The following is an 11,545-nucleotide window of genomic DNA, read 5'->3' on the forward strand; positions in this document are numbered from 1 at the left end:
TGCCGTTCATGACTCGCGCACCACCGCACGCGGCACGCCTGCGGCATCGGCCGCGGCCGGACGCTGCGGCAGCGGGCCATGCTCGCCCCACACGTCGGCCGGCAACACGTTCGCGAGTTCCGGAATCGTGTTGCGCGTGAACACCGGATCGGCCACGCCTGCCGCGCGCTGGCGGCGATAGTCGCGCCATGCCGCATGCGCGTACTTGCCGAGCGCGAGGATCGCGATCAGGTTGATGATCGCCATCAGCCCCATGCTCGTATCGGCCATCGCCCACACGAGCGGCAGTTGCCCGACGCTGCCGAACATCACCATCGCGAGCACCGCGACGCGGAACAGCGGCAGCACGCCGCGCCGCTTCGTGATGAATTCGACGTTGCCTTCCGCATACGCGTAGTTGCCGATCACCGACGAGTACGCGAAGAAGAAGATCGCGAACGCCATGTAGATGCCGCCCCAGTCGCCGACGTGGCTCGCGATCGAGCGCTGCGTGAGCGCCGCCCCTTCCATGCCGGTGCCCAGTTCGTACTGGCCCGACAGCAGGATCACGAAGGCGGTCGCGCTGCAGATCACGATCGTGTCGACGAACACGCCGAGCATCTGGATCAGCCCCTGCACGACCGGATGCCGCGTGCTGGCGGTCGCCGCCGCATTCGGCGCGCTGCCCATGCCGGCCTCGTTCGAGAACAGCCCGCGCTTCACGCCCATCGCGACCGCCTGGCTGACCGCATAGCCCGTCAGGCCGCCCGCCGCCTGCTCGAGACCGAACGCGCTCTTCACGATCAGCGCGATCACGCCCGGCACCAGCGCAAGATGCGTCGCGACCGCGTAGACCGCGAGTGCGAGGTAGCCGATCGCCATCAGCGGCACGATCACCTGCGCGACCGCCGCGATCCGGCGGATCCCGCCGAAGATGATCGGCGCGGTCAGCAGCACGAGCGCGAGACCGACGGTCGCGCGGCTCCAGCCGAACGACGTGTCGAACGCGTCCGCGATCGCATTGGCCTGCACCGCGTTGAACACGAAGCCGAATGCGAGGATCAGCGACAGCGAGAACAGCACGCCGAAGCCGCGCGAACGCAGGCCCGTCTGGATGTAGTACGCGGGGCCGCCGCGATAGCTTCCGTCCGGGTGCGACACCTTGAAGATCTGCGCGAGCGTCGCCTCGACGAACGCGGACGACATCCCGACCAGCGCGGTCATCCACATCCAGAAGATCGCACCGGGCCCGCCGACCGTCAGCGCGACCGCGACGCCGGCGATGTTGCCGGTGCCGACGCGGCTCGCGAGCCCGGTCGCGAACGCCTGGAACGACGAGATGCTGCCCGGCTCGCCCTTGCTGCCGACCAGCTTCACGCTGAGCAACAGCGCCTTCAGCTGGATCATCCGGAACCGCAGCGTGAACCACACGCCCACGCCGAGCAGCAGCGCAATCAGCACGTAGTTCCACAGCACGCCGTTGACGGCGTCGATCAGCCCTTGCACGAATGCTTCCATCCAGAGTCCTTGTAAATAGGGTCAGTCACATGCGGCCACCGCGAATGCGGCCCGAGGGGCGACATGATATGACAGTTCGCAAGGAACATTACAAAATGAAAGATATTCAATGAGTTACCCGCGGTCGCCAGTCCGAATGACGCGGCATGCTCCGCTGCGTCAGTGAAGCCTCCACGCGTCCGGAATATCAAAGACCAGCCCGGACAATCCGCTGGCGAGCAAGACGCGCGCAAAATGCGCCCACGCAGGTTCGATCGACGCGAATCGCTCGTACTGCAGGATCTGCTTGGCGATCAGTTCGAGCCGCAGCCCGGCATCCGGCAACACATCGGATTTCAGCAGCGGCGGGTTCAGGGGGCCCAGGCTGTCGACCTGCACGCCCATTGACATGCTGATCCGCGGCTTGTCCGACAGCGGGCTGCCGCGGCCGCCCCAGTGCAGCACCGCCTGGCTCCACATCATCAGGTCGCCGGCGAGCCCGGGAAGCGCGCGGATGTCCCGCACGTCGAATTCGGCCTGCGACACGCGATCCGTTCCATAGTCGGGATCGCGATGCTTCGGCAGCAGCATCACGCAACCGGTGGACGAATCGACGGGTGTCAGCGGGATCCACAGCGACAGCGCGCCGGCGCGACCGTCCGGCAGCAGCGATCTCGCCCCCGCATCGCGGTGCATGCTCCAGCCGGCCTGCCCCGCGTTCGCGCGCACGTGCCATACCCAGAAATCCGGCATCAACTGGTAGGTGTCGGCACCTAGCGCCGCCTGGACGATCCGGTGCAACCGCCAGTACGTGAGCCAGAATTCATCGCACACGAACGCGAACACCGGTGGAATGCCGGCCTGTACGAGGCTCGTCACCATGTCGCGCATCGCCGCGAGCGGAAGGGTGCTCCGCACGTCGTCGCCCGGGGTGAACTGGGCGAAGCCCTCCACCGCCACCCGGGCGTGGATCGCGTCGGCAATGGCCTGCGCGACTTCGATCGGCCGCTGTCGTCCGACGAATGCGTGATCCTCGACGTGAAGACCGGGGCCGAACGAAAGCAGCAGCGCGACGACCTCGTCCAGCCGGACGCACTGGCCGTCGTCCGTCAAGCACGGTCGGGTGATTTCCGGGGCGTTTTCTCGAGACATGGACTGCGCGATACGTTCGTGGCTGAAACAGGCTTCGACCGGCGATAGGCCAACGCCTGCACCCTGTTTCGCGCATGTTAAGCGGCAACGGCCCTCCGGCGCACGCATAAAAAAACGGGCGCCCTTCCGGACGCCCGTCTTTCATCAAAACCCGCTCGCGAGGTTCAGCTCAACGCGGCAGGTTCGAATGCCCCATCAGGTACGCATCGACCGAACGCGCGCACTGGCGGCCTTCGCGGATCGCCCACACCACGAGCGACTGGCCGCGGCGCATGTCGCCCGCCGCGAACACCTTGTCGACCGACGTGTAGTACGAACGATCGCCTTCGGTCGCCGCACGCGCATTGCCGCGCGCATCCTTCGCGACGCCGAACGCCTCGAGCACGGGTGCCGCCGGCTGCGTGAAGCCCATCGCGAGCAGCACGAGGTCGGCCTTCATTTCGAACTCGGAGCCCGGCACTTCCTGCATCTTGCCGTCCTTCCACTCGACGCGCACCGCGATCAGCTTCTCGACCTTGCCGTTCTTGCCTTCGAGACGCTTCGTCGCGACTGCCCAGTCGCGCTCGCAACCTTCGTCGTGCGACGACGACGTGCGCAGCTTGATCGGCCAGTACGGCCACACGAGCGGCTTGTTTTCCTCTTCCGGCGGCTGCGGCAGCAGCTCGAACTGCGTGACCTGCTTCGCACCGTGACGGTTCGACGTGCCGACGCAGTCCGAACCGGTGTCGCCACCGCCGATCACAATCACGTACTTGCCCTTTGCGAGCAGCTGGTCGACGAGCTTGTCGCCCGCGTTCACGCGGTTCTGCTGCGGCAGGAAGTCCATCGCATAGTGAACGCCCGCGAGTTCGCGGCCCGGCACCGGCAGGTCGCGCGGCGTTTCCGAACCGCCCGCGATCACGACCGCGTCGAATTCTTCCTTCAGCGTCTCCGGCGAGATGGTTTCCTTCGCAAGGCTGCCGATCGACTCGGGCAGCGGATCCTTGCCGATGAACACGCTGGTGCGGAACGTCACGCCTTCCGCTTCCATCTGGCGCATGCGGCGGTCGATCAGCCACTTCTCGAGCTTGAAGTCGGGGATCCCGTAGCGCAGCAGGCCGCCGACGCGATCGTTCTTCTCGAACACCGTCACGTCGTGGCCGGCACGCGCGAGCTGCTGCGCGGCGGCAAGACCCGCGGGGCCAGAGCCAACGACCGCGACCTTCTTGCCCGTCTTGTGTTCGGCCGGCAGCGGCTTCACCCAGCCTTCCGCCCAGGCCTTGTCGATGATCGCGTGCTCGATCGACTTGATGCCGACCGGGTCGTCGTTGATCCCGAGCGTGCAGGCTGCTTCGCACGGCGCCGGGCAGATGCGGCCCGTGAACTCCGGGAAGTTGTTGGTCGAATGCAGGACTTCGATCGCCTGCTGCCAGTCCTGGCGGTAAACGAGATCGTTGAAGTCCGGAATGATGTTGTTGACCGGGCAGCCGTTGTTGCAGAACGGGATGCCGCAATCCATGCAGCGCGCGCCCTGGACCTTCGCGTCCGCGTCGGTCAGTGCCGCGACGAATTCCTTGTAGTGCTTCACGCGCGTGAGCGGTGCTTCGTACGCCTCGTGGCGGCGTTCGAACTCCAGAAAACCGGTTGCCTTGCCCATAAGGTGCTCTTCTGTTCGGTGTATCGGGTGGGGGAGCCGCGCGCGGCAATCATGCGCGCGCGGCATTCGCTATGTCGTTCGTCGCTCAGGCGGCCAGTTCTTCCTTCGCCGCCTTCTTCGCACCGATCTCGCCCAGCGCGCGCTTGTATTCGTGCGGGAACACCTTCACGAACTGGCGGCGCGCCGCGTCCCAGTTTTCCAGCAGCGACTTCGCGCGCGGCGAACCCGTGAACTGGAAATGACGCTCGATGAGCCCCTTGAGCAGCGCTTCGTCCGTCGTGCCCGCATGCCAGAGCGCGCGGTCGACCGTGCGCTCCTGCTCGGCCTGCTGCAGCACCGGCTCGAGCGCGACCATCGACTTGTTGCACTTCGCCGCGAACGTGCCTTCCGGATCGTAGATGTATGCGAGACCGCCCGACATGCCGGCCGCGAAGTTGCGCCCGGTCTCGCCGAGCACGACGACCGTGCCGCCCGTCATGTATTCGCAACCGTGGTCGCCCGTGCCTTCGACGACCGCCGTCGCACCCGAGTTGCGCACGCAGAAGCGCTCGCCCGCTACACCGCGGAAGAACGATTCGCCTTCGATCGCGCCGTACATCACCGTGTTGCCGCAGATGATGTTTTCCTCGGACTTGCCGCGGAAGTCGTTGGTCGGACGGATGATGATCCGGCCACCCGACAGGCCCTTGCCGACGTAGTCGTTGCCGTCGCCGACGAGGTCGAGCGTCACGCCCTTCGCGAGGAACGCGCCGAAGCTCTGGCCGGCCGTGCCCTTCAGCTGGATGTGCACCGCGTCGTCGGCCAGGCCGTCGTGGCCGTGCTTCTTCGCGATCACGCCCGACAGCATCGCGCCGACCGTACGGTTCACGTTGCGCACCGGCTGGATGAACGACACATGCTCGCCGTTCTCGATCGCGGCCTTCGCCTTCTCGATCAGCACGTGGTCGAGCGCGCGCTCGAGGCCGTGATCCTGCACGTCGACGTGACGCGGCGCGACGTCCTCGCACTCTTCCGGCTGGTAGAACACGCGCGAGAAGTCGAGGCCCTTCGCCTTCCAGTGCTCGATGCCCTTGCGGGTGTCGAGCAGGTCGGCGCGGCCGATCAGGTCGTCGAACTTCGCGACGCCGAGCTGCGCCATGATCTCGCGCACTTCCTCGGCGACGAAGAAGAAGTAGTTCACGACGTGCTCGGGCTGGCCCTTGAACTTCGCACGCAGCACCGGATCCTGCGTCGCAACGCCGACCGGGCACGTGTTCAGGTGGCACTTGCGCATCATGATGCAGCCTTCGACGACCAGCGGTGCCGTCGCGAAGCCGAATTCGTCCGCGCCGAGCAGCGCGCCGATCACGACGTCGCGGCCCGTCTTCATCTGGCCGTCGGCCTGCACGCGGATGCGGCCGCGCAGGCGGTTCAGCACCAGCGTCTGCTGCGTTTCGGCCAGGCCGAGTTCCCACGGCGTACCTGCGTGCTTGACCGACGACAGCGGCGATGCACCCGTGCCGCCGTCATGGCCGGCGATCACGACGTGATCGGCCTTCGCCTTTGCGACACCGGCCGCGACCGTGCCGACGCCCACTTCCGACACGAGCTTCACGGAGATGCTCGAGCTCGGGTTCACGTTCTTCAGGTCGTGGATCAGCTGCGCCAGATCCTCGATCGAGTAGATGTCGTGGTGCGGCGGCGGCGAGATCAGGCCGACACCCGGCACCGAGTAACGCAGCTTGCCGATGTATTCGGACACCTTGTGGCCCGGCAGCTGGCCGCCTTCGCCCGGCTTCGCGCCCTGCGCCATCTTGATCTGGATCTGGTCGGCCGACGCGAGGTACTCGGCGGTGACGCCGAAGCGGCCCGACGCGACCTGCTTGATCTTCGAGCGCAGCGAATCGCCGTCCTGCAGCGGAATGTCGCTGACGATCTCGTCGCCGATCACCGACTTCAGCGTCTCGCCGGCCTTGATCGGAATGCCGCGCAGTTCGTTGCGGTAGCGCTTCTGGTCCTCGCCGCCTTCGCCGGTGTTCGACTTGCCGCCGATCCGGTTCATCGCGACCGCGAGGGTTGCGTGCGCTTCGGTGCTGATCGAACCGAGCGACATCGCGCCCGTCGCGAAGCGCTTGACGATGTCCTTCGCCGATTCGACGTCGTCGATCGGGATCGCCTTGGTCGGCTCGACCTTGAACTCGAACAGGCCGCGGAACGTCATGTGACGCTTGGTCTGGTCGTTGATCAGGTGCGCGTATTCCTTGTACGTCTGGTACGAGTTGCTGCGCGTCGCGTGCTGCAGCTTCGCGATCGAATCCGGCGTCCACATGTGGTCTTCGCCACGCACGCGGTACGCGTACTCGCCGCCCGCGTCGAGCATGTCGCGCAGGACCGGGTTGTCGCCGAACGCGTCGCGGTGCAGGCGGATCGCCTCTTCCGCGACTTCGAACAGGCCGATGCCGCCGACCTTCGATGCCGTGCCCTTGAAGTACTTCTCGACGAGGTCGCTCGACAGGCCGAGCGCTTCGAAGATCTGCGCACCCGTGTACGACATGTACGTCGAGATGCCCATCTTCGACATCACCTTCTGCAGGCCCTTGCCGACCGCCTTCGTGAAGTTGTAGACGGCCTTCTCCGGCGACAGGTCGCCCGGCAGCCCTTCGGCCATCTTCGCGAGCGTTTCCATCGCGAGGTACGGGTGCACGGCTTCCGCGCCGTAGCCCGCGAGCAGCGCGAAGTGGTGCGTTTCACGCGCCGAGCCCGTCTCGACGACGAGGCCCGTGCTCGTGCGCAGCCCTTGCTGGACGAGGTGCGAGTGGATCGCCGACGTGGCGAGCAGCGCCGGAATCGCGACATGCTCGGCGTCCGTCTTGCGGTCCGACACGATCAGCATGTTGTAGCCCGACTTCACCGCGTCGACGGCTTCCGCGCACAGCGACGCGAGGCGCGCCTCGATGCCTTCCTTGCCCCAGGCGACCGGGTAGCAGATGTTCAGCTCGTATGCGCTGAACTTGCCGCCCGTGTACTGGTCGATCGCGCGGATCTTCGCGATGTCCTTGAAGTCGAGCACCGGCTGCGACACTTCGAGACGCATCGGCGGGTTGATGTTGTTCGTGTCGAGCAGGTTCGGCTTCGGGCCGATGAACGACACGAGCGACATGACCATGTTCTCGCGGATCGGGTCGATCGGCGGGTTCGTGACCTGCGCGAACAGCTGCTTGAAGTAGTGATAGAGCGTCTTGTTCTTGTTCGACATCACCGCCAGCGGCGAGTCGTTGCCCATCGAACCGACGGCTTCTTCACCCTGCTGGGCCATCGGCGCCATCAGGAACTTCAGGTCTTCCTGCGTATAGCCGAACGCCTGCTGGCGGTCGAGCAGCGCGGCGCCCTGCGTGCGGCCGGCCGCGACTTCCTCGGCCTTCGGCTCGATCTCGTCGAGCTTGATGCGCACGGCGTCGATCCAGCTCTTGTACGGCTTCGCGTTCGCGAGGTTGTCCTTGAGTTCCTTGTCGTCGATGATGCGGCCGTGTTCCATGTCGATCAGGAACATCTTGCCCGGCTGCAGGCGCCACTTCTTGACGATCTTCGATTCGGGGATCGGCAGCGTGCCGGCTTCCGACGCCATGATGACAAGGTCGTCGTCGGTGACGATGTAGCGCGCCGGGCGCAGGCCGTTACGGTCGAGCGTCGCGCCGATCTGGCGGCCGTCGGTGAACGCGATCGCCGCCGGACCGTCCCACGGCTCCATCATCGCGGCGTGGTATTCGTAGAACGCGCGGCGGTTCTCGTCCATCAGCGTGTGCTGTTCCCATGCTTCCGGGATCATCATCATCACCGCGTGCACGAGCGGGTAGCCGGCCATCACCAGCAGCTCGAGACAGTTGTCGAACGAGGCCGTATCCGACTGGCCCGGGTAGATCAGCGGCCACAGCTTCGGCAGATCGTCGGCGAGCACGTGCGACGCGATCGCGCCGGTACGCGCGTTCAGCCAGTTCACGTTGCCCTTCACGGTGTTGATCTCGCCGTTGTGCGCGATCATCCGGTACGGGTGAGCCAGTTCCCACGCCGGGAACGTGTTGGTCGAGAAGCGCTGGTGCACGAGCGCGAGCGCCGACACGACGCGCGTGTCCTGCAGGTCGCGGTAATACACGCCGACCTGGCCTGCGAGCAGCAGCCCCTTGTAGACGATCGTGCGCGCCGACATCGACGGCACGAAGTATTCCTTGCCGTGCTTGAGCTTCAGCGCCTGGATGCGGTGGCTCGCCGTCTTGCGGATCACGTACAGCTTCCGCTCGAGCGCGTCCGTCACCATGATGTCCTTGCCGCGACCGATGAAGATCTGGCGGATCAGCGGCTCGCTCGCCTTCACGGTCGGCGAAATCGGCATCGCATGGTCGACCGGCACGTCGCGCCAGCCGAGCACGACTTGGCCTTCGGCCTTCACCGTGCGCTCGAGCTCCTGCTCGCACGCGAGACGCGATGCGTTTTCCTTCGGCAGGAAGATCATGCCGACCCCATATTCACCCGCCGGCGGCAGATTCACGCCCTGCTTCGCCATTTCCTCGCGATAGAACGCGTCCGGAATCTGGATCAGGATGCCCGCGCCATCGCCCATCAGCGGATCGGCGCCGACCGCGCCACGGTGATCGAGGTTCTCGAGGATCTTCAGACCCTGCTGAATGATCTCGTGACTCTTCTTGCCCTTGATGTGAGCGACGAAGCCGACGCCACAGGCGTCGTGTTCGTTTTGCGGGTCATACAGACCTTGTGCGGCGGGCACCGCGGCGAGCGGCTGCTGGTGGTCGTTCATGGGGACACCGTCGTAAAGGGGGCCTGGAGGCCGTTGAACCATTTTCTTGTTGCCGTCGATCCCGCTCCCGACGGGAGACGGCGCGGCCGACAGTGGTTGGGCATGCTTCGCCCGGGCCACCGGAATTCGGAATATACGCGACGAATCAAAGGAATAGCAACAAAAACCGCTTGATCGAACCCCAATTAAATGGATGCCTCGATCTGGTGCCGTTTTAATGGGGCCGCATCGTTTTGGTGCAAAAAGAAGCGGCGCCCGTAGCGCCGCCTCCTGAACCGCCGTTCCTGCGTTACTGCTGGATCGGCGGCGTGTTTTCACGCACCTTTCTGGGGCGTCCGCGCGGCAGCGGCGACACGCGCCGGTTCGCGGTACGCGCCGCCCACTCGCGATAATTCTCGCCGCCGAGCACCCAGCCCTTCAACGTCGCCTGCTGCAGCTGGTCGGCCTGCCGCTCGTCGAGCGGCTGCTCGCACAGCTCCTTGTACGCGCGCTGACGGTCGAACGGCGTGTTGCCGAGCGCCCAGTAGAGCGGATGGTCGGTGATCAGGCTGTCGACGGTGAGCCCGACGTGGTGCCGATAGCTCGACCAGCGATAGGCCTCGGGCGTCGCGACGAGCTGCGCGCGCACCGGGCTCATCTCGACCACGCGGCTCGCGAGCAGGAAATAGCGCTCGCCTTCGATCACGGTCGCGCGATAGCGGCCTTCCCACAGGGTGCCGCGCCGCGAATAGCGCCGGTTGAAATGCGCGACGTAGCGGCGACCGACCGCCTGCATCGCTTTCGGCAGGCTCGCTTCGTCGCTCGGCGTCACGAGCAGTTGCACCTGGCGCGGCAGCAGCACGTAGGCATGCACCGACAGGTGATGATCGCGTGCGGCGGCCTTCAGGCAATCGATGAAGAGTTCGTAGTCCTGGTCGTCGACGAACGCGGGTTGCTGATCCAAGCCGCGCAGTATCACGTGCTGCGGCTGGTCGGGAACGTAGAGTCGTGCTAACCGTGCCATGCTGAATGTCCGTTTGAACGCGTTAGGAAATACCCGGGGGTCCGAAATTGCGCACCTGCGTAGAATGCCTGTCCCCGCTAGGCGCGAAAGCGTACGGTCGTACGAATCCTAGGGAGAAAACTCTAACTTACGAGCTTGTTTGGTTTTAAACGCAGTCGTCATAATGAGCACGCCTTTGATCGGAGGAGACACAATGAAACGAAAACTGGCCATTACGGGGGCCGCAGCGCTCGCATTCGCTTTCGCGGGCGGTACGGCACATGCACAATCCGCAGGTGATTTCTACGTCAGCACCGGCTGGCTGCACCTTGCGCCGCAGGACAGCAGCGACCCGCTGTTCCTCTACGGCGTCGGCGGCACGCCCATCAACCAATCGGTGCCCAACACCGGCGCCGGCATCAACGACGCCGACACGCTTGCGCTGGCGACCGGTTACTTCGTGACCGACCACATCGCTACGGAGTTCATCGCCGGCATTCCGCCGAAGTTCGACATCACCGGCAAGGGCCAGTTCTCGAATTTTGGTACGCTTGGCCGCGCGTACCAGTGGAGCCCCGCGCTCCTCCTCAAGTACTACTTCAACGACGCCAACGCGAAGTTCCGTCCGTATGTCGGCGTCGGCGCGACGTATATCTGGTTCACCGGCGCGAAGATCACGAACAGCGCGTTCGAGAACGGCGTGCTCGGCGGCCCGACCAGCGCGCAGACCAGCAACCAGTGGGCGCCCGTGTTCAACGCCGGCTTCACGTACAACTTCACGAAACACTGGTTCGCCGGCTTCTCGATGTCGTACATCCCGGTCAGCGTGACCGCGACCTTCACGACGGCCCGCCGGACGCCGGTCGGTACGTTGACGGAAACGTCGAAGGCCCATATCTCGCTGAACCCGATCGTGACGTACCTGAACGTCGGCTACCGCTTCTAAGCGTAGTCGAATATTTGGGGAATGGTTAATCCTGCTGCAATTTGTAGCGGATTTTTCCTGACGTAACGTCTCCACGATGCGAAACGCCCCGGCGGGAATCCCGTCGGGGCGTCGTTTTTTCGCGTCAGGTACGTTTCCGATACGGGTTTCGCCGGCCGCAGGCGCGGCCGTCAGGCGATGTCGATGTCGTCCAGCGCATCAGGGGCAATCAGGTCGATGCGGTCCGTACAGACCGCATCGACGCCCCAGCGCGCCAGTTCACGCGCCCGTTCGAGGTCATTCACCGTGTAAACCAGGATGCGCAGCCCGGCCGCCTTGATCGCTCGCACGAGCGGTTCGTCGAGCCGTTTGTGGTCTGCATGCAACGAAACGCAGCCGAGCGCGCCGACGACTTGCGCATGCCAGTCGTCCGGCACGGCCTCGTAGAGCATCCCGCGCGGCAGCGCCGGCACCGTCGCGCGCGCCTGTTGCAGTGCATCGAACGAGAACGACGACAGGAGCGGCGGAACCGCGGCATCACGCCAGTACGCGGCCGCGTCGGCCGCCACGCGCTGCCCCGTCGCG

The 11,545-nt window shown here is 65.3% G+C and carries 7 protein-coding genes; 1 reads left to right on the forward strand and 6 read right to left on the reverse strand.

What is annotated here, in order from left to right:
• Window positions 1–6: 6 nt before the first annotated feature.
• The 5 genes from G3N99_RS25250 to G3N99_RS25270 form a co-directional block, all read right to left on the reverse strand.
• The gene (locus G3N99_RS25250) at window positions 7–1,497 is read right to left on the reverse strand and encodes a sodium:alanine symporter family protein (RefSeq protein WP_206123755.1); all 1,491 of its coding nucleotides are present in this window, start codon (window positions 1,495–1,497) and stop codon (window positions 7–9) included.
• Window positions 1,498–1,656: 159 nt separating this feature from the next.
• Window positions 1,657–2,589 carry a phytanoyl-CoA dioxygenase family protein gene (locus tag G3N99_RS25255; protein WP_206123756.1) on the reverse strand — a complete coding sequence of 311 codons (933 nt, stop codon included), beginning with the start codon at window positions 2,587–2,589 and terminating at the stop codon, window positions 1,657–1,659.
• Window positions 2,590–2,797: 208 nt separating this feature from the next.
• The gene (locus G3N99_RS25260) at window positions 2,798–4,264 is read right to left on the reverse strand and encodes a glutamate synthase subunit beta (RefSeq protein WP_206123757.1); all 1,467 of its coding nucleotides are present in this window, start codon (window positions 4,262–4,264) and stop codon (window positions 2,798–2,800) included.
• Window positions 4,265–4,349: 85 nt separating this feature from the next.
• A complete protein-coding gene (locus G3N99_RS25265; protein WP_174939820.1) occupies window positions 4,350–9,053 on the reverse strand; it encodes a glutamate synthase-related protein in 4,704 nt (1,567 codons plus the stop codon).
• A 289-nt stretch (window positions 9,054–9,342) separates the two neighbouring features.
• A complete protein-coding gene (locus G3N99_RS25270) occupies window positions 9,343–10,056 on the reverse strand; it encodes a transposase (RefSeq protein ID WP_006477151.1) in 714 nt (237 codons plus the stop codon).
• A 193-nt stretch (window positions 10,057–10,249) separates the two neighbouring features.
• On the opposite strand from G3N99_RS25270, the gene G3N99_RS25275 reads away from it, so the two are divergent.
• Entirely contained in the window at window positions 10,250–10,981 is a 732-nt protein-coding gene (locus G3N99_RS25275; RefSeq protein ID WP_174939822.1) for an OmpW family outer membrane protein, read from the forward strand.
• Between the two features lie 170 nt (window positions 10,982–11,151).
• Here G3N99_RS25275 and G3N99_RS25280 read toward each other — a convergent pair.
• Window positions 11,152–11,545: glycerophosphodiester phosphodiesterase family protein (locus G3N99_RS25280; protein ID WP_277396433.1), on the reverse strand; the 394-nt coding region annotated here is incomplete at its 5' end.

It is taken from the genome of Burkholderia sp. Ac-20392, assembly GCF_017104585.1.
Lineage (GTDB): Bacteria > Pseudomonadota > Gammaproteobacteria > Burkholderiales > Burkholderiaceae > Burkholderia > Burkholderia lata.

What these genes read in the sequence shown, in the direction of transcription:
- G3N99_RS25270 (WP_006477151.1), bottom strand. Translation starts at nt 10,056, where the DNA reads ATGGCACGGTTAGCACGACTCTACGTTCCCGACCAGCCGCAGCACGTG.
- G3N99_RS25260 (WP_206123757.1), bottom strand. Translation starts at nt 4,264, where the DNA reads ATGGGCAAGGCAACCGGTTTTCTGGAGTTCGAACGCCGCCACGAGGCG.
- G3N99_RS25250 (WP_206123755.1), bottom strand. Translation starts at nt 1,497, where the DNA reads ATGGAAGCATTCGTGCAAGGGCTGATCGACGCCGTCAACGGCGTGCTG.
- G3N99_RS25265 (WP_174939820.1), bottom strand. Translation starts at nt 9,053, where the DNA reads ATGAACGACCACCAGCAGCCGCTCGCCGCGGTGCCCGCCGCACAAGGT.
- G3N99_RS25275 (WP_174939822.1), top strand. Translation starts at nt 10,250, where the DNA reads ATGAAACGAAAACTGGCCATTACGGGGGCCGCAGCGCTCGCATTCGCT.